The organism is Vibrio sp. Isolate24 (assembly GCF_022398215.1).
Taxonomy (GTDB): Bacteria; Pseudomonadota; Gammaproteobacteria; order Enterobacterales; family Vibrionaceae; genus Vibrio; species Vibrio coralliilyticus_A.
On sequence record NZ_JAKEUU010000002.1, the window covers coordinates 357,452 to 379,409 of the forward strand.

The following is a 21,958-nucleotide window of genomic DNA, read 5'->3' on the forward strand; positions in this document are numbered from 1 at the left end:
TTAGAATTAGAAAAGGCTCCCATCTGGAAGCCTTTTTTTAGGTTTATGTAATCAGCTAAGAATGATCAAAATTGTACCGGCTAAGGTCATTAAAATGTTGGCAATGGCATAGGTGCCAGCGTATCCAAGTGCTGGAATGGTCGATTTAGCATAATCGTTAACGATATCCATTGCCGGAGCGCAGGTTCTAGCACCAATAATGGCACCAAAAAGCAGTGCTCGGTTCATTTTGAGGATATAAGCTCCAACCAAATAGGCAAGAGCGACTGGAACGACACTAACTAAGAAGGATAAACCAATCACCTGTGGGCCAACTTGCGCTAAATGCTCAAACATTTTACCACCGGCACTTAAGCCAATGCCAACCATGAAGAACATTAAACCTAGATCCTTAACCATGTTTAGTGCGCCTTGCGGTACATAGCCAAACGTGGGGTGATTGGCTCGTAAGAACCCCAAGGTAATACCTGATAGCAGCAGGCCGACGGCATTACCTAAGCCAAACGAAACTTGACCAAAAGTCATGGTAATGAGGCCGAACAGGATGCCGAGTATGAAAAAACTACAAAAAGCGAGCAAATCTGCCATTTGGCTGTGAATTGAGATGAAACCGATTTTTTCCGCTAAGCCACGAACACGGCTCTTTTCGCCACTGACCTGCAGCACATCCCCTTTCGCCAGAACAATGTCCAAATCCATAGGCATTTCGATTTGTGCTCTTACTACGCGGTTCAAAAAACAGCCGTATTCGGATAGATTCAAGTCTGACAGACGCTTACCGGCGATAGAGTCACTTTTTACGACGATTTCTTCTTCAACGATGCGTAGATCTAAAAGATTTCGGTCGAAGACTTCTTTCCCGTTTCTAAAGCTAGGATCCAATCGAGCATGGCTGTCTGGAAAACCAACCAGTGCGATTTCGTCGCCTTGTTGCAAAATAGCGTCACCATCAGGATGGGCGAGTATGCCATTTCGACGAATACGCTCAATATAGCAGCCAGTTTGTCGATAGATACCGAGTTCCCTCAGGTTTCTACCATCAATCCAGTCGATCAGCTCCTGACCGACACGATAAGCACGAATAATGGGCAAGTAGACCTTACGTTGTCCTGTGTTTCCTAACCCACGCTCTTGAGCGATTTGCTGAGCAGAATCTGATAGGTTCTGCTTTTGCAACTTGGGTAGCAATTTAGCGAACATAATCATGCTGATCAAACCAATCAGATAGGCCATGGCATAACCAACAGACAGGTTTTCAATCACTTGTGAAAAGTCCATCCCGCGAGGGGTTGTGGCTAGTCCAGAGTTCAGTGCATCTTGAGCCCCTACAAGTACTGGTGTCGCGGTTAAAGCTCCCGCCATCATGCCAGCAGAAAGACCGAAATCAAGCCCTAAGCCGTGGCTGGAAAAATAGGTAATACATACAGCGGTTGAAAGCACGACCATACTGAGAATGAAGTAGTGTTTTCCATCCCTAAAGAAAATACCAAAGAAGTTTGGACCTGCCTCAATACCTACGCAGTAAATAAAGAGCATAAAGCCAATCGTCAGCGCATCAGCATTAAACGTAAAGCCTAAATGCCCCATAATCAGTGAAGTCAGGAGTACTCCTATGGAGTTGCCAAGTTGAAGATTTCCAAAGCGAATTTTTCCGATTGCCAGGCCGATGGCAAGGACCACAAAAATGAGAAGGATAGGATTTTGCTCAAGCAAATTTACAACATCGATGTTCACTGGGCAGCTCTTGTTTCAGTGCCATAGGGTAAGTGTGCGAATTGTATCTGAATATTGCAAAATGATAAGTGAAAAATTTGATAATTTACTATTAGCTGACTTGAGTAACGAATTCACAATATTGATTTAATTCAAAATGAAAAGAAGCCGCTTAATAAGCGGCTTCTTTAATTCGTGATAATTACTCGTCAAAAAGACCTAGATGCTCTTTTGCATACGCTTCAAAGTCATCACAACCACCAATGTGCTCTTGATCGACAAAGATTTGTGGAACCGTTTCAACTGGTTTACCTACTGTTTTTTCTAGATCAGCTTTTGAGATACCTTCTGCATGGATATCAACGTAACGGTAGTTGAAGTCGTCGCGCTTAGCTTTAAGCGTTTCAGCATGTTCTTTTGCACGAACACAGTAAGGGCATGCTGGGCGACCAAAGATAACTACGAACATAATGTCTTTCTCCTTTATTTTGTTACGTGCAACTATGCACGAATAAAAGTAGGAAATAAAGATGCAATTACCTGTTGATTTGATAGGTAAAAGCTATTGACGTCTTTTTGTACGTTATCCGTACAAGTTTACCAAATGCATGTGATAGTTAACTTGAGGGCTTGCTCGCGAAAGTCTTATTTTTTATAGGGTTAATGGATGCAAGTTGCACTGAATCAATTTAATTTCTATCGCTTCAAGGCACTCTATTCGTTGTATGTATCAAGCAGGGAGTGTTCGGGTATGTTCCAATTCATGACTTCCACCCGAATTATTTTTGGTGAAGGTTCGCTGCAGTCATCGCTTTCTATTCTCAACCAATACGGTTATAGCGTGTTACTTGTTTCGGGTCAGAGCCTAGATAGGGCAAAAGTTGTAGTCGATTATCTAGAATCTCAATCAATGCGTTATCAACATGTGTCGGTGTCTGGTGAGCCAAATATTACAATGGTGGAAGAAACAGCGTTAATTGGGAGAAAGTTTAAACCTAATATGGTCGTTGCGATTGGTGGGGGTAGTGTTCTGGATATGGGCAAAGCGTTGGCAGCGATCATTCCCAATCAGGGCGATGTATATGATTATGTTGAAGTGGTTGGGCGTAGTGTTCCCTTAAAAGCCAAGCCTATTCCTTTCATTGCCATTCCTACAACGGCAAGTACGGGTTCTGAAGTCACACGTAATGCAGTTTTACGCTCCGGACAAGATCAAGTCAAAGTCAGCCTACGTAGCCCTGATATGTTAGCGGATGTAGCCATCGTTGACCCAACGTTGACCTATGGTACAGACCTTTATACATCGGGCAGAGGAGCGATGGACGCTTTCACACATTTGATGGAAGCTTATGTTTGCGGAGATCCGAACCCATTGACTGATATGATTTGTGAAGAAGGGCTTCGGCGATTGAGTACTTCAATTCTCTCTGGATGCCTTGACGATAAGCCAGATGCACGTTCTGACCTATCCTTCGCCGCTATGTTGGGAGGGATGGCGAGCACTAATGCTAAGTTGGGTGCTGCTCATGGTTTGGCGTCTGCTTTAGGCGGTAAGTTAGAAGCTCCGCATAGTGTAATTAGTGCTCGTTTAGCACCATATGTGATGTCGGAAAACATTAAAGCGGCTAAAATAGTGGGTCGGCATGACGTCCTTAAGCGTTATAAAAATATTGCAAGGATTTTGACAAGACGAACAAATGCTAGACGAGAGGATGCAATACTTTGGGTAAACATGATGCTAGATAAATTATATCTCCCAAAGCTGGATCAATTCGGTATCTGTAGCACTTCGTTTGATTTGGTTGCTGCTGACGCACTCAAATCTGTCGCTATTAAAGGTAATCCTCTTCCACTCACCCAAGATCGGTTAGTTTATATTCTTAGACAAGTATGCAATTGCCATGGCGAAAATGGTAGGCAAAAAAATATGACCGAGTCACAAGCAACTGCTCGTGTCTTAGGTGGTGAGCTTAAAAGTAGAGAAGTTAAGACACAAAACTCTTAGCCAAGATTTAGATGGAGGGTAGAGAAAAGGAGCGACAAGCGCTCCTTTTTTAAAACTGTGACAGCTTATCGTATCGAGAATCTTTAAGTGCATCTTTTACACGTTTTAAGTTCTCTCTGAAACCGGAACCACGGCGCAGCGTAAAGCCTGTTGCCAGTACATCGATGACCGTCATTTGTACAACACGACTTGCCATTGGCATGTAAACATCGGTGTCTTCAGGAACATCCAATGAGATTGATAGCGAGCTTGCTTTATCCAGCGGAGAATCTTTAGCGGTAATAGCGATAACCGTTGCGCCATTTTCGCGTGCTAGGTTGGCAATTTCTACCTGGCTTTTAGTACGGCCTGTATGGGAAATTAAAACAATGACATCGTTATCAGTACAATTGATGCAGCTCATACGTTGCATCACAATGTCTTCAAAGCAGGTAATTGGGATGTTAAAGCGAATAAACTTATTCTGAGCGTCTCGAGCCACAGCCGAAGAAGCACCAAGGCCAAAAAATGATATGCGCTTTGCCTGAGTAAGCAAATCCACAGCCCGGTTAATTTGCATTGAGTCTAGGCTGTTCTTCGCAACATCTAAACAAGCCATTGTAGATTCAAAAATCTTATGGGTGTAAGCATCCGGTCCATCGTCTTCCTCTACGTTACGGTTCACATAAGGTGTTCCGTTTGCGAGGCTTTGCGCTAGATGAAGTTTAAAGTCGGGGAAGCCTTTGGTGTCCAAGCGGCGGCAAAAGCGGTTAACAGTTGGCTCACTTACGTCTGCCATTTTGGCCAGTGTCGCAATACTAGAGTGAATTGCTGTCTGAGGAGAAGCCATAATAACTTCAGCCACTTTACGTTCAGACTTGCTAAAATTCTCTAGATTTTTCTGAATTTTTTCTAATGTATTCATAGTGTTCACGAGGGTATAGAGAACAACTCACTGGATATACCTGTTCATTAAAAGGTTACAAGTCGTCACCTAAAGGCAATAACTATCCAGCGCCATGGGTCCAGTATAAACCTAAGCAACAGATTTACAGTAATTTTTATACAGTTCAATTAGTGAGAATATGACAAGCCTCAAACTAAACTTTGCCAAAACTACACAAATTATCGTTATATGCAAAAGTTTTCGCGATTTGAGGCCATCGATGTTTGGCAAGTTACAGCTTTTTAGAAAGAAATTTTCAGTTTTCTTTGATTTTTTGAGCAGCTGATTGGATTCTTGCCATTAGTTTTGGCGCTTGTTGAGCAATTTCTCTTTGCTCATCCAACACCATACCCAAAATATCTCTTCCTGTCAGTGGGTTAGCTAACACAACTCGAAAAACTATCGTATTTAGCCTATCCCACTGCTCAGGATTTAAGCGAGTACGCGAAACAAACGATTTGCCCGTTTCTCGCTGTCGTTTCTGGATAAATTGAGTTAGTTCATTCAGTAGCTCATTGAGCTCAGACTTTTGCTGGTTGTTTGCTTTCTCAAGAGCGCGACGAATGTCGGAAGGAAGATAGCGATAGGTGAGTAGGCAAAGTTCTGGTTCCGATACCAATTCGAAGTCGTCTTGTTGTTTGATCAATTCGGCAAAGTACTTGGCTTTCTCAATACTTTGGTCGATCAAGAGCTCATAGCCAGGCCGACTAATAATATGCATCGCAGCATAGACTAACATGGCCATCCCAGATCGAGAGCCTTCAAGTGTATGGCTGCCAAGATCTTTAGAACCTTTCCGCAAGATATATTGTGCGTGGTGCTCGATGGACTTCATCGCTTCCGGATCTTTGAATAGCACCATACCGGCGCCCATTGGAATATATAGTTGTTTATGGGCATCAATGGTAATTGAGTCTGCAAGCTCTACACCATTGAGAAGATGACGATAATTGTTCGACATCAAGGTTGCGCCACCCCAAGCTGCATCAATGTGGAAATGGCAGTTTTCATTGCGACAAATTTCTGCAATATCAGCAATGGGATCGATTGAACCTGTTTCCGTTGTTCCCGCGACACCGACCACAGCAAAGGGCTTGATGTTTTGTTGCTTAAGCTGAGAGATGCTGTCTCGTAGTGCTTCTGGGCAGATACGATTGTTAGCATCGGTTTTTACCGCGACTAGGCCTTCCTGGCCAATCCCAAGTACATCTGCAGCCTTCTTTAGTGAGTAATGCCCACGCTCTGATACGAGTACCGCTAATCCTTCGTAGCCGTAATGTTTCATCGCTTTGAAAAGGCCTTCTTTTTCTACGCCTTTAAAGTGACCTTGAGCTTTTAAAGCGTTGTTGCGCGCAACCCAAAGGGCGGTAATGTTGGCAATGGTACCACCAGAGCAGAACGCACCTAGTGAGTGATTCGCACTGTGCATCCATTGGGCGTAAAACTCATCGTTTTGATTGTAAATAAGGCGGTGCAGCATGCCGAGCACTTGGCGTTCTAAGGGGGTAAATGCTTTAGAAGTCTCGATTTTTACTAAATTTTGGTTTAGCGCAATCATGATCTTTGACAGCGGCATCAAGAAATAGGGTAGTGCCGAGGTCATATGACCAATAAAACTTGGTGCAGAGGTGTGCACAGAGTGGGAAACCAAGGTATCAAGTAAGTGCTGGGTATGTTCGGAAACAAACTCGGGCTGCTCTGGAAGCGAAGCGTTAGAGAAATCTTTCTCAATTTCCTTAAGTGGTTTTTCTTCCGCGACAATATGTTCTCGCAAAAACTGGTTTAGATTTTGCGATAGCTTCTCTTCAATTTTCGTTAGTGTTGAGTCTGGCCCTTCAGGGACTGTGAAGATTCGGAGTAAACTCTCGAAACTCACGTCAGCCGTTTTGTGTTCCGATACCATACAGCTCATTGCTCTTATCTTTTTTGTTGCAGCGCGACAATCTAAACGAAAACGGGCGCAAAGTCCCGTCTTAATTATTTGAAATTCTTTTCTGCAATAAGAAGTTTGCCACCAGCAAACTGGCTTGGTGGCAAAGCATATTACGTGTCACAGGCAATGGTTTCTAACTCTTTAATTGCCTGATTGTAGCGCTTAAGTGCGTCGTCTATTTTAGTGGGGTGACTTAAGAGATCGGCAAACGCAGAGCGAAGGTCGTAGTTCTTCTCATGTGGCTTAGACTGACGATCGCTAAAGGTTACCTGAGCTAACCTGCCCAATTCGTCGCTGCGTGAAGACAAGGTTTTGATGTCTTTTTGCTCTAGTTGAAGCCATGCTTCGACCGGTTGACTGGTTGCTATTTTGGATGGGTCGTTTTCAAGGTAGTAGTGAACCGCTGCACGGTTTAACTCAAAATGGTTTTTTCGACCTTCCAAAAACCACTCACTGACTTCTTTAAGATCAGGATATTGCTCAGAAGTTAGCTTTGCTAGATCTTCGTACCAATGTAGAGAAGCATCAACATAAGCGTCGTATTTCTTGGACAAACATGCATTGTCAGCAGCGGCAACCATAGTAGAGGTCGCGCCTAACAGCAATGCAATCAGTAGACGTGTCATAATGTTTCCTTTTGAAGAATAGTTATTATAAAACCACTAAATTAGCAATCGCTAAATTATTATGTGTGGTCGAGCCTTAATATAGTGAATCTAAAGATAAAATCATGCGATCTAGCCTGCAAGAGAGACAAAGAAAAGCATCAATACGGGCACTAAAAGGCTTAATATAAATCCACTCACTATCGCAATGGGTACACATCGGACACCTCCTGTAGTTTGGATGACAGGCAATGTGAAGTCCATCGCCGTTGCACCTGCATAGCCAATTGCAGTGCAAGGCCGAGAGCGTATTGCGAGGGGAATCAATACTAAGGCAATCAGTTCTCGAAGGAGTTCAATCATAAATGATGCACCTCCATAAACGGGGCCAAAAGCGTCACCCATCAAAATACCCGCTAGAGAATACCAGCCAAAGCCAGAGGCCATTGCCAAGCCACGGTAAAGATCGATATCTAATAGGACGGCTGCCACAATACCCCCAATCATAGAGGTTGCGATGATCACTAAGGCGATGATCATACCGTGTTTGTTGAGTAATATTTGGCGAAGCGTCAGGCCACTATTGCGCAGTTGGATGCCGATGAAAAATAGTAAGACAAACAGAATCCATTCGCTGGCTGTGTCTACCCAACTCAAATCGATCGGCAACATTAATCCTGCGAACAAACCACCTCCGACAACAGCAATGAGTTTGACGGACTCCATGGCCATGCTTGAGAGAGGGATCTTAGTTTGTTTGGCATCGGTTTCTATAGGCAAAAGCTTATCGAGGATGGGCAGAGCAGCCAAATTACTCAGGCTAAGACAAGTAAAGAATACGGCAACGTATTTGAGGATGAGCTGTAGGTTTTGCCCGAGGTTATCCAGCGCAGCAAGACTTAAGCCCATTAGTGCTAAGATGACATAAATCAGGTTTGCAGTAGTTGCGTTGATTTTATCAAGAATGGACGACGTGGAAATCGATATTAAATACCCTACAACAAGTGGGGCAAAGATGAATATCATCCCTGAGAACATGTGGCTTCCTGTGTACTGGTACGTTAAGCGCTAAAGTCCACTAGCGCTGATTAACTCATTGATCTGTGTATTGAACTCAATATCACTTAAATTACTGAGCTTGTACAGTATATCTGCGCCAGTTAGGTCAAATTCAACCGTGTGCTCGTCGATTTCTTCATCTTGTCGACGGAACATCAGAATGTGATTGGCAATGCGTGCTATATCTAGGTAACTCACATCAACACTTTGTCTTTGATGCAGTTGATTGGTTGCGACTTCCAAGAAATCACTGTCAAATCCCCAATGCTTTAACACCAGTCGGCTCGCATTGGAACATTGGTTATTGAAAATCTGAAAAGCGATATCTTCATCAAGATAATTACCTTGTTCAAGATACATGTGGTATTCATTTACGATACAAAATAAGCCGATATCAGCGAGTAAACCAGTGAGGAGGGCTTTATCTGTTTCGAGATTACTATACTTAGGGGCGTTAGCTTCTTTAAAACCCTTCACAACCATCACCATGGTGGCTGCCAACTCACGTGAGTTATGAGCGCTATTCACTAATACTTCATTACAGCCGCGACTCAAATTAACGGAGTGTTTCAACTGCTCTATAGCCTGCGCTGTTACGATATCGCGTACTCGTAGAATACCCAAGCGAGATACCGCAGTGACTAAATCGGTGCAGGTTATGTTACGGCGATTAAATATGACAGAATTAGCCACGCGAATGACAATAGCGGCAAGGCCAGGATCTTCAAGCAGGCGGTCTGCAATATCCAACACTGTGGTTGAATCTTGGGTACATAATTTTTGAATGTTTAAAACAACATCGGAAATCGGCGGCAGTGTAATTTTGCCCGAGTTAATGGCGTGTTCAACTAACGTTGAGAATTCAGACTCGATGCCTTTGACTAAAAGCTCATTGTTTTCCGGAAGCCAATAAAAGGATAGGTGGTTCATGCATGATCAGCTAAAGATTGTACTTGTTACAGTTTAACTTCCATATCTAATGTTATGCAAATTATTGATAAGTTAAATGAGAGTTTTTGTCCGGTGTATTTTAGCCAGTGAAGTCTGTAAACCCTACTTGTGTGATATTAGTCTCGATTTTATATGAATTTAGTTTTATTGGTGTGAGCTGTGCACAGACTTATTTTTTATCGTTAACTATCATTTATTGTACTTGCAGTCAGTATGCTAATAACAACATAAACCATAGCTTTGCTGGCTGATTTATCTTTTTCGCTTAAAGCTGCTGCTATCTGGTGATCGAAAATAATCGGGGTTTTCTAGATTAGAAGGATCAATGGATATGACAGAGCAACAATTTATTAATTATGTTAACAAGTTTGGTAATTTCCAAAAGCGTTCAATGTTTGGTGGAACGGGGCTCTTCAAGCAAGACGCTATGTTCGCATTAATCAGCGCTGATAAGGTGTTTATTCGAGGTGGAGAATATCTAGACGACAAATTGGCTACACTGGGCTGCATTAAGTACCGTCACGTGAAGAAGCAAACAACGGCAACGGTCAATTACTACGACATTACTCAGCTATTTAATAATCAAAGTGAGGTGTTGGATGAGATTGTTGAGAACTCAATTAAGTTTTCAGTATCTCAGCGTCACTATAAGAAATCATCCGCGAGTCGACGTTTACGTGATTTACCCAACATGCAGTTGACTCTTGAACGCATGGTAAAAAAAGCAGGCGTTGGTGATGTTGATACGTTCTTGCAGCTAGGTGCGCCAGAAGTATTTTCCAAGGTCAAGGCGACTTACGGTAATGATGTTGATGTCAAATTACTGTGGAAATTTGCAGGTGCGATTGATGGCGTGCATTGGAAATTAATTCAAGAGCCACGTAAACGCCAGTTATTGGCGAGCTGCGCATAGTCAGTGTGAGGAAATACCATACTGGAAAAGAAAAGCCGAGGTCTGAGTACCTCGGCTTTTTTGCATCTTGTTCTTGATTAGAACTTGAAGCGTGTGGTGAACATGAGCTGATCACCATAGAAATCATTGATGCGAGCTTCAGCACCAAGAGAGAACAGCTCTGTTGAGTGAAAACGAACATACGCTGCACCAATCCAGTCGTCATTGTCTTCGATGGAGACATAACCGGCTTTACCACCAACTTCAAGCTGTGGCCCTAACCATTGGCGTACGCCAAGATTGAGCTCCATGCCTGTATCTGTGCCTTTCCCTGCTTTGCCACCGAAATCCACTAAACGAAATAGCATTTCACCAGTGAAATCGGCCCAGTTGTTGATTGGGGCGTGAAAGCCAAAACCAGCGGCTGCGTCGTAGTCGCCTTCGAATTCTGAATCAACTCGACCAATAACGTGAGCATTCGGGTGGATAGATTTGCTTGCAGCCGCACCAAAGGTTACAGGGCTTGCACCAATGCGAGCTTCCAGATAATCGTAGCTGAAGTTACTCATTACGGTTGGGCTGTTTGGGTCGGTCTCTGCAAAAGCTTGACCAGATGCTAGCACTAAGGCTGCAGCTAAGATTGTTTTACGCATACAAAAGAAAACCTATTCTTGTTAATTTCCTTGGTCAGGTGCAACGGAGTGCTGCCATATCGCGACATGATAATGCATTGTCACAGTCCGACACTACAAAAAATGTCATTGTTCTGTCGTCATTTACATGTTTAAGCAATCAATATGCCAAAAAGTATAAGAAATAGTGACTTATTCACCAAAACTCATTCTGTTTTTTGCGACGGCATTTAAAATTTGTTCGGTATCGAGCACTGCAGACCAGGACATTAAATCGTGACTGTTCTCGATCATATATTGGGTTAGTTGATTTTTAATGACATCACGTAACTCTTCGCCGCGCCAAGGCTTAGCAATGTAAAAGTGCAGACTCGAATGATTGACCGCTTCCACAGTGTCTTCTAGGCCTGCTTGACCAGTTAGCAAGACTTTCCGCGCGTTTTTTGTGGAAGGGTTATCGCTTAGCTCAATCAAAAAACTGATCCCAGTTTGCTCTGGCATAATGTGATCACACAGGATCAGTGCCAGGTGTCCGTTTTCTTTTTCTACATCTTCAATAATAGATTTAGCTTCCGATACTGACTCGGCTGCTTCGAGAACGAAATACTCTTCGAAGCATTCTAAGTCTTGAATGACACTATCTAAGACTTCACGCTCATCATCGACACATAAGATTAAGTATTTTGGCATATTAATTCCTTACTATGACTTGTGCGTTTTGAAAGGTAACCAAACGGACATACGGGTAAAGCTTCCCGCTTCGGATTGCACTTCAATCTTACCGCCATGCTGATTCACAATTTGTTGGCAGACCGATAGCCCAATACCTAACCCGAAATTCCCTTCTTTCTTGGTCGTAAAATTAAGGGCAAAAATTTGACGCTGTAAATATTGAGGTATTCCTGAACCATTATCTTCAAAAGATATCACCACCCATTTCTGATTTTGCGCGTGATGAATTTCAGAGCGGATAGAAAGCTTTCCTTTTTTAGGTAAAGCATCAATGGCATTCGAAACTAGGTTGGTCCAAACTTGCTGAAGAGCAATGGGCATACATTGTATTGGGGGTAAGTCGCAATATTCTTTCTCAACAGTATGCATCTTGAGCTTGTTTTCAAAGATAACTAAAGTATCCTCGATGCCCTCATGGATATCGGCTAGGCGAAAGGTCTCATCGTCAGGGCGAGCATAGCCTTTCAGACTCTTAACCATATCGGCAATACGCTGAGCACAAACATTGATTGATCTTAAAGTTGAACCAACCAAATGATAACGTTCTAGTGTATTTAGCTCATCAAATATTGTAGTACTGGCTTGCTCAGTATTGTTTAGCCAGGTTTGGTTTTCCTCTAGTCCAAGCTTTACTAATTTTTTTGCAATACGTCGATCACCCACTTGAGACTCAATCTTTTTCGCTAACAGGCGCTCTTCAGAGGTAGATCTTGGTTTGGACACAAGCGAATTAGATAAAATATCAGCCCCTAGTACCGCCAATGGCTCATCCCTATGATCACTCACCAGTTTACCAATGTTGGTTGTAATGGTCTCTGTACCACGCAAAATAGCAGCGATAGGGTTGTTGAGTTCGTGGGCAACTCCCGCGACTAACTGGCCGAGCATGGCCATCTTTTCTCGTTCTATCAATTGTTGGTGTGCTGACTCTAAGGATTCTAGAGTCTTTTGCAGTTCAAGTTTGGTATTGATGCTACGCTGCAATCGACGATTAAAATGCCGTAAGAGAAGGTTGGTAAAGAGGGGGAGCAATGCTGTGTTTGAGTGCATTACTTTGGCGAACACGTCTCTATCCAGCTTTATCACCTCGGTCTTTTTTAATGTGAGTGCCGTAGAGAAAGAAGGCTCGCCAGTAACAAACGACATTCCTCCAACAATGTTCCCTTTTGTGTGGCGGACGACCTCTCTTTGTACTCCTTGGTCATCTTTTTTATAGAGAGCGACTTCCCCTTCGGTAATAAACCAAAGAAATCGATTCTCTTCACCTTCTTTCGTCAGTAAGTGTTGTGAGGAGTAGGTACGGCATGCACGTGTGTCGTCGGTATCTGAGAAAAAATCATGAAGAGCGGAGATAACCTGTTTTGCCAGTTCTTGATCTGAGAGTTTGTGATGGTCGGTGATGAACCCTTCTCGGTAGCTGCGCATCTTCAACTCAATATGTGAGCGAAGCAACCGCTGCTGATCAAGTATCTGACTATAAGAGAGAAGGTTATCCTTATCGTTTTCTAGTACGAAGGTGGTCAACTCTTTCTTAACCGTTTTGTATACGAGGTTATCTTGGAGAGGCTTGGTTAGGCAGTGGTCTAGTCGCCCTTCGTTGACAGCAGACAAGATGGCTTGGATATCTTGTCCGCAGCTGATTAAAATTTTACGCGCACTTTGAGTGTGAGCGCTTTTGTCGAGTTGGATTAAAAAATCAGCCCCATTAAAGTTTTCATGATGACTGGCAAGGACGAGGGCGACGGATTGTTGGTTTTCCTGACAAAAGGAGAGTGCGGCATGAGCGTCGTCGAGCGTATCTGCAGTGTGGATATCGAACCTTGCAGCGAATTGACTCAGCTCTCGTCGCAGTTGCTCTACACTAATGGGATTGTTGTCTAAACAAAGTAAGGCATACTGATTCACGATTCTCGTTCGTCTCTTTCTGAACTCACCAATCTGGTTTTACTCTAACAAGGATTGAACAAGGGGACTGAGACACAGGTTTTAGATTCCTTTACGATTTGTGAAGAATGCCAATACTCTGATTTAACTCAATGTTTTTTGGTGTAAACTGCAATAAATACTTAAGTGAAGATAAATACATGCATCAGTTGAAAAAATACGGCGCTATTGGTGGCGCCATCTCTTTGGCTTTGTGTTGGCCGTTGGCGGTTGGGCAGATAGGGCAGAATGTTATTCATGACGGGATTGCCCATTTGAGCAATGACTCCCTGAAAGCGGAAATTGTTTCTTACGATCGCGGTTATCTGTCTTCTGAAGTTCAAACTCGCTATACCATCGTCGACCAAGAGCTTGCCAGCCAACTTGGCATGGATGGTCTACCAAGTGAATTTGTCGTAAACAGCCATGTGTCTCACGGTTTGCTGAGTTTGAAAGCAACGTCAACGCTGAACGATGTCGAACAGTTTCCTCTGACATTGACCACGGTCACACAGCTAAATGGCAATACGGATTACGTTTTGGATCTTGATAACTGGCATCAATCGACGGAGGGTGAAGGTGGAGCTATGGTGTCTGTGACGCCTTCTTCGCTCAAAGGGCACGTTACCGTCCTAGGTGAGATGAGCTACGATCTCGATATTCCGTCAGTGGAGATAGATTTCAATAGCGGCGAGAAAATGTTGCTTACAAATATCAAAGGTTCAGGTCAGGGCAGAAAGCAAAATAGCTTTTGGTTAGGTGACCAAGAAATCAATATCGCCGATATCTCTGTACTTGATTCGAGCCAAGCGCGACTTTTCTCAATGAAAAGTGGCCAGTATCAATTCTCTTCTTCCCTTGATGATGTTTCTCAACGTGTGAATAGTCAACATATTGTCAGTGCAAGTAAACTCCTGATGTCTGAGGGTGAAGCGGATAACTTAGTTTTGGATCTAGAGTTTGGTGATTTAGACAGTGACTCATTTGAACACTTAGTCAGTATGTATCAGAACAATCCTGTACTGACTACTGATGATATTCAAAACGCGATTCCTTATGTTGAGACGTTATTCTCAAAAGGTTTCTATCTCTCGATGAACAAGATGGCGCTGACTTTGGGGGATGATGGTGAGTTTGAGAGTACATGGAAAATTACAGTGCCTGAAGGAACCAGTAACGTTACACAAAATCCCGCTATGATTCTTCCTTCTTTGACCGGTAACCTTGACACCTTTTTCTCAAAGGGGTTAGTCGATCAGTATCCATTTATCAAGCAAGGTATCGATGACGCGATTGTTATGGAGTTTGTCAGCCAAAATGAGCAAGGCTATCAAATTCAAGCAGAGCTTAAAGATGGTAATCTTGTATTTGAAAATGGTAAGCAAATTCCTCTTATCGGTATCTTATTACCTGCAATGATGCAGCAATAAATAATAGTGTTTGTTGCTTACAGGGTAAGATTCCTTCATCCATTGATGGGCCTGCTTTGATTGCTGAGGTTCATCTTTTTTATGCAGGTAGGTCGCCAATACGACCTACCTTTGAGCTGAGGTTGCTCCATGGGTTGTAGTTGTCTCAAGGATGGTTTGGAGTAAGGCGGTATATATTACCTCGGTCGGTACTAAAGAAGAGTTCATCTTTGGGGCTGACAGTAATATGTCGGATACGCTCATTGAGCTTCTCTAGAATACGAGTTTCACCAACGGCTCGATTATTGTCATCAAGAGTGACCACATTTATATGAGTAAGCTTCAGCGATGGGGCAAGCAGCTTTCCATCCAAGTCTGGGTAGTTCTTGCCTCGATACAATAGTAGGCTTGATGGCGCAATAGAGGGTACGTAAACCTTAACCGGAGGCTCTATACCTTCTTTTTCCTCAGACTCTCCGACATTGATAGGGCCCCAGTACTCTTTTCCGTGAGAAGTAATAGGCCAACCGTAGTTTCTTCCTTTCTTGATCCGATTAATCTCATCCCCACCTCTTGGCCCATGTTCGATAGACCAAAGTGTTTTGGACTGGGGATCGTAATACAGGCCTTGCGGGTTTCGATGACCATAACTCCATATCTCCTTTGCCGCTCCTTTTTGTTTGGCGAAAGGGTTGCCGTTAGCAGCTGAACCGTCTGGCAATAAACGAAGGATAGAACCTGCGTGGGTATTGCGGTCTTGACCGTTATCTCTTTCCCCCCGATCACCCACACTCATGTATAAGAACTGCTCATCAAACGTAATGCGGCTGCCATAGTGGCGGTTGGTAGATGAGTAGGAAGTGGAGGTGAAAATATTCTTCCAGTGAGATAATTTGCCTTCAGAGAACTGAAACGTGGCAAGTGCGGTGTCCGAACCATTAGTAGTACGTTTGCTGTAGGTCACATAAACTTGGTTGGCATCAAATGGTGACATTGCAATGTCAAGTAATCCACCTTGACCGTTTGCGTATAACCCTGCTGGGTTGCCCATCAATCTTGTGCTTTCCCCTGTCGTGATATCCACTGACAATATGTGTCCATTACGCTCTGTGACAAGCAAAGTATTGTCATCTGCGAATGTCATTCCCCAGGGAACCAATAAGCCAGATGCCACTTTTTCTACCGCATAGTCCATTGCCAATGCCTGATTTAACCAGCATGTGAGAGTCATTAAGGGTAGGGCTAAGTATTTGATCACGTTAGGTTGTCTCCCTAGCTCAGATAGTTCATAGAGTGTAGCACGATAATAAATCATCGTTTTTATGTATATATTTCACATTACCCCTTTTGTTTGGCTAATGTTTGGTCTATTATGACGAAGTGTCAAAAATGACGATTCGTCATGAATGGTGTTTATCACGTATTTAGTATTCGTGTTACAATTGGAGAGTTGAGGAGCAACGAACGGGTACGGATCGAAATAATCATGTTTGGGTTTAACTGCAAAAAAAGTGATAAGAAAGACAATGCAAGTTGTGGCTTTGGGTTAACCAAAAAACAACAAGCGATTGCCGATAGAGAAGTGGAACTGATATTGCTCGCGAAAAAGCTAGTTCAAAAGGAAGGGTGGAGCAACCTGACCATGGACAAGCTAACGGCGGCCAGCCCTTACTCGAAAGGTACAATTTACAATCACTTTAGCAGTAAAGAAGACGCGATTGTTGCGCTATGTATTCATTCTTTGAAAAGCGAAGCGGTGTTATTTGCCCGTGCCGAAGAATTTGAAGGCAAGACTCGGGAAAAGATCATGGCTATGCATGTAGGCTATCGTATCTATGCTCGCATGGAGCCGATTTTGTCGATGTGCGCATTGATGGCAAAAAACCCGTGGGTGCTTGAAAAAGCATCGCCTGAACGGGTTCGAGAGCTAAATGAATTGGAAGAGCAAGTCATTGAAAGTGCAGATCAGCTAGTCAACTATGCAGTGGAAACTGGAGACTTGAAGTTTTCTCCGGGAATAAGCTCAGATGCAATTGTGTTTGCTAACTGGTCAATTGCCTTCGGCTCAAATGCTCTGACGCAAAACGCGTCTAATAGCCGCTGTATCAATCGCTTACAGGACCCATTCTCCGTGTTACATAATGCCAATATGTTGTTGGATGGACTGAATTGGAAACCGCTTTCAAGTGAGTGGGATTACAAAAAAACTTGGCGCCGGGTCGAACAAGAACTTTTTAGCGAAGAGCTAGAATACCTAGAATCGGTCGGACGCTAATACCATTCAGTTCAAATAAAGCCCGTTATGGGTTTTATTTATCACCCTAAGTGACGAATCGTCAAAAAAGGCACTCAGTAGCGCTTGAATTTTTCAAGCGTGAGCTTTGTTACTTAAGCACCAGCATCTGCTGGTTTTTAAATAACAACTTTTGACGAAACGTCACAAACGGAGAGTGTGATGACATCTGCCAACTCTAATAATCATCAGCCGCATTCGTGGCTCACGTTACCCACACGATTCAGTGTATGGGTGTTCCTATTGACCTTAGCACTGGTCATTACTGCGACTTTAGGGGGAAAGAATCTCTATTTTCGCGGAGACTACAACATTTTCTTTGATGGAAAAAACAAGCAATTATTAGCGTACGAGGAGATACAAACTACCTTTGCAAAGTCCGATAATCTTGCGATTATCATTTCCCCACAAAGTGGTAACGTCTTTGAGCCGAAAACGCTCGAATTGATACAAAAACTCACCCGTGATGCTTGGCAAGTTCCTTATTCAAGCCGAGTTGACTCCATTGCTAATTATCAGCACACCGAAGCCATTGAAGATGATCTGATAGTCGAGGACCTTCTGTTGGAAGATTATCCTCTGACCGCCGAACGCATCGAGAAAGTGAGAGCAATAGCCTTATCCGAACCTGTGATAAAACATGCGCTTATCTCTGAAAAAGGAGATGTGACCGTGGTGAATGTGACTGTCCAATTACCGGAAGTCGATGAGACTACTGAAGCACTTGAAGTGGTTGAAGGGGTCGACCAGCTGTTGAGCAAATACGGTGAGTTATATCCGCACGTTGAATTTCACAAAGCAGGGATCATCGCGATGAACCATGCCTTTATGGTGGCTGCTCAAGATGATACTTCGACCTTAGTGCCAGCTATGTTGTTAGTGATACTGGTTTTCCTGACGATTATGCTGCGCTCTTTTCTCAGTGTGATTGCTACGTTAGTGGTGATCATTGGTTCAGTGGCAGCAACCATGGGGCTATCAGGTTGGGCCGGTATGTTCCTGAGCACGGCGACCGTCAATATTCCCACGTTAGTGATGACTTTGGCCGTCGCAGACTGTGTTCATGTCATTGCGACAATGCGTCAAAGCATGCAGAAAGGTCATTCAAAACAATATGCTATTGATCAAAGTGTCTCGATAAACTTCATGCCTATTGTCATCACTTCGGTGACGACTGCACTGGGCTTTCTGATGATGAATATGTCCGATTCTCCAGTATTGAGGGATTTTGGCAATCTGGCGGCACTCGGTGTCATGTTAGCGTGCTTCCTTTCAGTCACTTTGTTGCCAGCGCTTCTCAAACTGTTACCCATCAAGGTGAAGGAGAAAGCGTTAGATTCTGGTGAGACTTACGATTCCATGGACAAACTGGGGGATTGGGTTGTCAGCAATCGAAAAGTTTTGTTGCCGCTGTCTGTCATTGTGATTACTGTCTCTGCCGCTCTGATACCTTTGAATAAAGTTAACGACGAGTCAGTGAAATATTTTGACTCGCGCAATGAATTTCGACGCGCGGCTGACTTTATGGAAGAGCGTATCAGCGGCATGACAACCATCAGCATTGCAGTGAAAACACACGAATCTCAGGGGATAGCCGATCCTGAATTCCTCACAACCATCAGTGAGTTTACTGATTGGCTGCGTACCCAGCCGGAAACCGATCACGTGGCAACGCTCTCCGATGTGTATAAGCGCCTTAATAAGAACATGCACGGTGATGATGACAGTTATTACACATTGCCATTACAAAGGGAGTTAGCTGCACAATATCTTCTGTTGTATGAGATGTCTCTACCGTATGGATTGGACCTCAATAATCAGATTAATGTAGATAAATCATCCATTAAGCTTGTCTTGACAGTTGATAATTTAGGCAGCGTTGAACTGGTTGCCTTGGAAAACAGGATTTATGACTGGTTCAAGGAAAATGGTCAACAGTACGAAGTTGTTGCCTCAAGCCCATCTTTGATGTTCGCACATATCGGTGAAACCAACATGACGAGCATGTTGTCGACGTTGCCTATCACTCTGATACTGATCTCTGGACTGATGATATTTGCACTACGCTCTGTGCGCCTTGGGATGATCAGCATCGTGCCTAACATGGCACCTGCAATTATTGGTTTTGGTTTGTGGGCTTTGTTATCGGGGGAGATCAATCTTGGCTTATCTGTCGTTGTCACACTCACCTTGGGTATTGTGGTTGATGATGCTGTTCACTTCCTCTCTAAATACCAGCGCGCGCGTAAACAAGGACAAAGTGCTGAAGAGGCTGTGCGTTATGCATTCCATACAGTCGGTCGAGCTCTATGGATTACTACTATTGTTTTGGTCGCAGGTTTCACAGTTCTAGCTATGTCCACTTTCAGACTTAATGCGGATATGGGCCAATTGAGTGCCATGGTTATCTTTATCGCTTTGGTGGTGGACTTTGTTTTCTTACCTGCACTGTTAATGCGATTTGATACCGCAAGTTATGCGCAGGAAAACCAATCGCAGCCATCAGCGGCCACGCCAACTCAGCCATCAGCGGCTCCTCAGACACAAAGTTAAAGGAATACACTATGAAACGTTCAAATTACTCATTGTTCAAATCGATTGCATTGTCTTCACTTCTTATGCTTGGTGGTCAGCCCGTGGCGCTTGCCAACGTAGAAAAAGGGCTTGAAATTGCCACTGAACGTAAAGCACGTGATGAAGGTTGGGGAGACTCAGTCGCAACTATGCAGATGATCCTCAAGAATGCTCAGGGGGAAAGTAGTACTCGTGAAATGCGCCTTAAGTCATTAGAAGTAGCGGATGATGGCGATAAAGGTTTGACGATTTTCGATCAGCCGAGAGACGTCAAAGGTACAGCATTCCTTAATCACTCGCATACCACAGATGCTGATGACCAGTGGTTGTATCTCCCCGCTCTAAAACGGGTTAAGCGCATTTCCTCACGGAATAAGTCTGGCCCGTTTATGGGTAGTGAATTTGCCTACGAAGACCTAAGTTCGTTTGAGTTAGAGAAGTATACTTTCCACTATTTGCGTGATGAGCGAGTGAATGGCAGTGACACGTTCGTATTAAAGCAGATACCGACTGATAAGAATTCGGGTTACACCAAGCAGCAGGTCTGGTTGGATAAAGAACATTATCGACCAATCCAAATTGAGTTCTATGACCGAAAAGGCTCATTGCTGAAAACGCTCAAGTTTGATGATTATCAACTTTACCTAGATAAATATTGGCGTGCTCACAAAATGGCAATGACGAACCACCAAACGGGGAAAAGTACGTTACTCACCACCAGTAATCTTCAATTCCAGACGGGTTTGAGTGAGCGAGATTTTGAGAAGAATATTCTTAAAAGGGTGAAATAAGGGGCGTTATGAACAAAGTATGGAGTAGAGCAGGTCGCGTGGCGGCCTGTATTTCACTGACAATGCTTGCGATGCATTGTTATGGTTTTGAGCTCTCAGGTCAGATGAACCTCGAACATCGGCAGTTCTTTTCGGATGGATTGCAAGGGCAAGATAAAGGTCAAAGTTCTATCGTCCTGCAGCCTGAATTCTATTGGGAGATCAACGATAGCTCTGATTTTACCTTCACGCCATTTTATCGCCTAGATAGCGAAGATGATGAGCGAAGTCACGGTGATATACGAGAAGCGCTGTATTTAACCTACTGGGATGACTATGAATTACGTGCTGGAGTGGGAAAAGTTTTCTGGGGTGTCACTGAGTCTGCACATTTGGTCGATGTCGTAAATCAAACGGACTCGATTGAGGCGGTAGACGGTGAAGACAAATTAGGACAACCCATGCTACATCTGACCTCAGTCAAAGATTGGGGAGTGCTTGATACCATGGTTTTGCCTTACTTCCGCGAACGTACTTTTGCAGGGCAGGATGGCCGTTTAAGACCGGCATTGCCAGTATCAGAGGATGTGATTTATGAGTCTTCGCGAGAAGAGCAACATGTCGATTTTGCGGCGAGATATTCTCAAATGCTGGGTGACTGGGATCTAGGGCTGAGCTATTTTCAAGGCACCAACCGAGAGCCGTATTTCCGGCTTCAGGGGACAGACTTGAAGCCTTATTATGCACAGGCGAAGCAAATCGGTGTTGATGTTCAGGGGATTGCTGGTGATTGGTTATGGAAACTCGAGAGTATCTATCGTGACAGCTTTGATCATCACATTGGATTGGTTTCAGGATTTGAATATACCATTGTCGGCGCATTAGGCAGTGTTTGGGATGTTGGTCTTATTACTGAGTACCTTTATGACAGTCGTGGCAATAATGCTCAAAATGCAGGTCAAAATGATGTGTTCGTTGGCTCACGATTTGCACTTAATGATGAAGATGGTAGCGAAATATTACTGGGATTCACTCAGGATCTGGATAACAGTGATGTGTTCAGCGCTAAGTTGGAAGCCTCAAGCCGGCTAACCAATCACCTAAAATGGCGTCTTGATGGGTGGTGGTTTGAGAATGATACACCGGATGACTTATTGTACTTCGCTCGTAAGGACGATTTCATTGAAGTATCGTTAGAGTATTACTTCTAAGTCGTTAGCCAATAACGCTTATTAGTTGTGTATTTTTTCCTAAAACAGGGAGCTCAATTTGCTCCCTTTTTTTGCTTTTAAACATTTAGCGTATTCTGTAATGGCTGAGCCACACAATATTCTGCAACGTATGTGCTATACCTAAAGGGCTTACTTTCCTCTACCCAGTTCCCTCAACGATTAAGCTCCAAATTGCCGAGCTTATTGAACTCGAACAATCATTAAGCTGATTTTTTACTCAAAGAGCAGTCGAATCCCGATTTCAGATTGGATTTAGACCTCGCTTTCGTTACTATGTAAAACTATTTAAAAATACCAAAAATCCCTTGTG

At 43.5% G+C, this 21,958-nt stretch carries 17 protein-coding genes and 1 pseudogene; 7 read left to right on the forward strand and 11 right to left on the reverse strand.

Annotation, left to right across the window (positions count from 1 at the left end; translation table 11 throughout):
* Positions 1–51: 51 nt before the first annotated feature.
* Both L1D23_RS09840 and L1D23_RS09845 read right to left on the reverse strand, forming a co-directional pair.
* Positions 52–1,734: an aspartate:alanine antiporter gene (locus L1D23_RS09840; protein ID WP_239865904.1), complete on the reverse strand. Its 1,683-nt coding sequence runs from the start codon at positions 1,732–1,734 to the stop codon at positions 52–54.
* Positions 1,735–1,915: 181 nt separating this feature from the next.
* Entirely contained in the window at positions 1,916–2,182 is a 267-nt protein-coding gene (locus L1D23_RS09845) for a GrxA family glutaredoxin (RefSeq protein WP_006959039.1), read from the reverse strand.
* Between the two features lie 282 nt (positions 2,183–2,464).
* On the opposite strand from L1D23_RS09845, the pseudogene L1D23_RS09850 reads away from it, so the two are divergent.
* Positions 2,465–3,613, forward strand: a pseudogene (locus L1D23_RS09850) (iron-containing alcohol dehydrogenase); the annotation flags it as partial.
* A gap of 154 nt (positions 3,614–3,767) precedes the next feature.
* Here L1D23_RS09850 and L1D23_RS09855 read toward each other — a convergent pair.
* The 5 genes from L1D23_RS09855 to L1D23_RS09875 form a co-directional block, all read right to left on the reverse strand.
* Positions 3,768–4,622: a MurR/RpiR family transcriptional regulator gene (locus L1D23_RS09855; protein WP_019276064.1), complete on the reverse strand. Its 855-nt coding sequence runs from the start codon at positions 4,620–4,622 to the stop codon at positions 3,768–3,770.
* A gap of 277 nt (positions 4,623–4,899) precedes the next feature.
* The gene (panP, locus tag L1D23_RS09860; protein WP_239865908.1) at positions 4,900–6,546 is read right to left on the reverse strand and encodes a pyridoxal-dependent aspartate 1-decarboxylase PanP; all 1,647 of its coding nucleotides are present in this window, start codon (positions 6,544–6,546) and stop codon (positions 4,900–4,902) included.
* A 140-nt stretch (positions 6,547–6,686) separates the two neighbouring features.
* Positions 6,687–7,202, reverse strand: coding sequence for a hypothetical protein (locus L1D23_RS09865; protein WP_239865909.1), 516 nt, complete (start codon positions 7,200–7,202; stop codon positions 6,687–6,689).
* A gap of 111 nt (positions 7,203–7,313) precedes the next feature.
* Complete coding sequence (locus L1D23_RS09870) at positions 7,314–8,219, reverse strand: lysine exporter LysO family protein (protein WP_239865911.1); 906 nt, start codon at positions 8,217–8,219, stop codon at positions 7,314–7,316.
* A 30-nt stretch (positions 8,220–8,249) separates the two neighbouring features.
* Positions 8,250–9,170, reverse strand: coding sequence for an HDOD domain-containing protein (locus L1D23_RS09875; protein WP_239865913.1), 921 nt, complete (start codon positions 9,168–9,170; stop codon positions 8,250–8,252).
* 346 nt (positions 9,171–9,516) lie between these two features.
* Here L1D23_RS09875 and L1D23_RS09880 point away from each other — a divergent pair, with 346 nt between their 5' ends.
* Positions 9,517–10,104, forward strand: a complete 588-nt coding sequence (locus L1D23_RS09880) for a TfoX/Sxy family DNA transformation protein (RefSeq protein WP_239865916.1) — start codon at positions 9,517–9,519, stop codon at positions 10,102–10,104.
* A 77-nt stretch (positions 10,105–10,181) separates the two neighbouring features.
* Here the strand turns inward: L1D23_RS09880 and L1D23_RS09885 are convergent, their stop codons facing one another.
* The 3 genes from L1D23_RS09885 to L1D23_RS09895 all read right to left on the reverse strand — a co-directional run bounded on the left by L1D23_RS09885 (position 10,182) and on the right by L1D23_RS09895 (position 13,352).
* Positions 10,182–10,736, reverse strand: a complete 555-nt coding sequence (locus L1D23_RS09885) for a hypothetical protein (RefSeq protein ID WP_239837237.1) — start codon at positions 10,734–10,736, stop codon at positions 10,182–10,184.
* A 171-nt stretch (positions 10,737–10,907) separates the two neighbouring features.
* On the reverse strand, positions 10,908–11,405 hold the full coding sequence (locus L1D23_RS09890) for a response regulator (protein ID WP_239865922.1): 498 nt from the start codon (positions 11,403–11,405) through the stop codon (positions 10,908–10,910).
* Between the two features lie 12 nt (positions 11,406–11,417).
* Positions 11,418–13,352 (reverse strand): ATP-binding protein, encoded by a 1,935-nt coding sequence (locus L1D23_RS09895; RefSeq protein ID WP_239865923.1) that lies wholly within the window; start codon positions 13,350–13,352, stop codon positions 11,418–11,420.
* A gap of 179 nt (positions 13,353–13,531) precedes the next feature.
* Here L1D23_RS09895 and L1D23_RS09900 point away from each other — a divergent pair, with 179 nt between their 5' ends.
* Entirely contained in the window at positions 13,532–14,800 is a 1,269-nt protein-coding gene (locus L1D23_RS09900) for a DUF945 family protein (protein WP_239865924.1), read from the forward strand.
* A 145-nt stretch (positions 14,801–14,945) separates the two neighbouring features.
* Here the strand turns inward: L1D23_RS09900 and L1D23_RS09905 are convergent, their stop codons facing one another.
* Positions 14,946–16,010: a PQQ-dependent sugar dehydrogenase gene (locus tag L1D23_RS09905; RefSeq protein WP_239866765.1), complete on the reverse strand. Its 1,065-nt coding sequence runs from the start codon at positions 16,008–16,010 to the stop codon at positions 14,946–14,948.
* A gap of 255 nt (positions 16,011–16,265) precedes the next feature.
* Here L1D23_RS09905 and L1D23_RS09910 point away from each other — a divergent pair, with 255 nt between their 5' ends.
* The 4 genes from L1D23_RS09910 (at position 16,266) to L1D23_RS09925 (ending at position 21,627) form a co-directional block, all read left to right on the forward strand.
* Positions 16,266–17,054 (forward strand): TetR/AcrR family transcriptional regulator, encoded by a 789-nt coding sequence (locus L1D23_RS09910; protein WP_239865925.1) that lies wholly within the window; start codon positions 16,266–16,268, stop codon positions 17,052–17,054.
* 180 nt (positions 17,055–17,234) lie between these two features.
* The gene (locus tag L1D23_RS09915; protein ID WP_239865926.1) at positions 17,235–19,625 is read left to right on the forward strand and encodes an MMPL family transporter; all 2,391 of its coding nucleotides are present in this window, start codon (positions 17,235–17,237) and stop codon (positions 19,623–19,625) included.
* Between the two features lie 11 nt (positions 19,626–19,636).
* Entirely contained in the window at positions 19,637–20,437 is an 801-nt protein-coding gene (locus tag L1D23_RS09920; RefSeq protein WP_239865928.1) for an outer membrane lipoprotein-sorting protein, read from the forward strand.
* 62 nt (positions 20,438–20,499) lie between these two features.
* Positions 20,500–21,627, forward strand: coding sequence for a hypothetical protein (locus L1D23_RS09925; RefSeq protein WP_239866766.1), 1,128 nt, complete (start codon positions 20,500–20,502; stop codon positions 21,625–21,627).
* The last annotated feature ends 331 nt before the right edge of the window (positions 21,628–21,958 follow it).

Bases quoted from the DNA above. Each gene is read 5' to 3' on its own strand.
- L1D23_RS09915 (WP_239865926.1), top strand. From the start codon at position 17,235: ATGACATCTGCCAACTCTAATAATCATCAGCCGCATTCGTGGCTCACG.
- L1D23_RS09865 (WP_239865909.1), bottom strand. From the start codon at position 7,202: ATGACACGTCTACTGATTGCATTGCTGTTAGGCGCGACCTCTACTATG.
- L1D23_RS09845 (WP_006959039.1), bottom strand. From the start codon at position 2,182: ATGTTCGTAGTTATCTTTGGTCGCCCAGCATGCCCTTACTGTGTTCGT.
- L1D23_RS09855 (WP_019276064.1), bottom strand. From the start codon at position 4,622: ATGAATACATTAGAAAAAATTCAGAAAAATCTAGAGAATTTTAGCAAG.
- L1D23_RS09870 (WP_239865911.1), bottom strand. From the start codon at position 8,219: ATGTTCTCAGGGATGATATTCATCTTTGCCCCACTTGTTGTAGGGTAT.
- L1D23_RS09880 (WP_239865916.1), top strand. From the start codon at position 9,517: ATGGATATGACAGAGCAACAATTTATTAATTATGTTAACAAGTTTGGT.
- L1D23_RS09900 (WP_239865924.1), top strand. From the start codon at position 13,532: ATGCATCAGTTGAAAAAATACGGCGCTATTGGTGGCGCCATCTCTTTG.
- L1D23_RS09875 (WP_239865913.1), bottom strand. From the start codon at position 9,170: ATGAACCACCTATCCTTTTATTGGCTTCCGGAAAACAATGAGCTTTTA.
- L1D23_RS09905 (WP_239866765.1), bottom strand. From the start codon at position 16,010: ATGACTCTCACATGCTGGTTAAATCAGGCATTGGCAATGGACTATGCG.
- L1D23_RS09925 (WP_239866766.1), top strand. From the start codon at position 20,500: ATGCTTGCGATGCATTGTTATGGTTTTGAGCTCTCAGGTCAGATGAAC.
- panP (WP_239865908.1), bottom strand. From the start codon at position 6,546: ATGGTATCGGAACACAAAACGGCTGACGTGAGTTTCGAGAGTTTACTC.
- L1D23_RS09890 (WP_239865922.1), bottom strand. From the start codon at position 11,405: ATGCCAAAATACTTAATCTTATGTGTCGATGATGAGCGTGAAGTCTTA.
- L1D23_RS09920 (WP_239865928.1), top strand. From the start codon at position 19,637: ATGAAACGTTCAAATTACTCATTGTTCAAATCGATTGCATTGTCTTCA.
- L1D23_RS09885 (WP_239837237.1), bottom strand. From the start codon at position 10,736: ATGCGTAAAACAATCTTAGCTGCAGCCTTAGTGCTAGCATCTGGTCAA.
- L1D23_RS09910 (WP_239865925.1), top strand. From the start codon at position 16,266: ATGTTTGGGTTTAACTGCAAAAAAAGTGATAAGAAAGACAATGCAAGT.